Annotated in this window: 1 protein-coding gene; it reads left to right on the top strand. The window is 62.6% G+C overall.

Features of this window, described 5'->3' with window-relative positions; genetic code table 11:
* Positions 1–15: 15 nt before the first annotated feature.
* Complete coding sequence (locus EOA29_RS40240) at positions 16–426, top strand: tellurite resistance TerB family protein (protein WP_127222598.1); 411 nt, start codon at positions 16–18, stop codon at positions 424–426.
* Positions 427–428: the final 2 nt, after the last annotated feature.

Genomic DNA, 428 nt, shown 5'->3' with positions numbered 1-428 from the left:
ATCAAGGAGTTTTGAATGCCTTTGACGCCACACGAAGCCCTGATCTACCTGATGGTCATCACTTCGGCTTCCGACCGCGACATGACCGATGTCGAGCTTGCGCGCATCGGCGACGTCGTCCGCTCATGGCCGGTATTCGTGGATTTCAACCAGGACAGGCTGGTTGCCGTCGCTCAGGCCTGCCAGAAGGCGTTGAACGCCGAGGACGGACTGGAAGGCGTGCTCGAACTTGTCGAAGGGGCGCTGCCCGAACGGCTGCGCGACACCGCTTATGCCGCCGCTTTCGAGGTCGCCGCCGTCGATCTCGAAATGCGCATGGAAGAAGTGCGGGTGCTGCAGTTGATCCGCCTCAAGCTCGATCTCGACACGCTGACCGTCGCCGCGATCGCCCGCGCGGCGAAGGCGCGTCTGCGCACGCTGACTTAGGT

The organism is Mesorhizobium sp. M1E.F.Ca.ET.063.01.1.1 (assembly GCF_003998155.1).
Lineage (GTDB): Bacteria > Pseudomonadota > Alphaproteobacteria > Rhizobiales > Rhizobiaceae > Mesorhizobium.
This window is presented reverse-complemented; position numbering and strand designations above follow the sequence as displayed.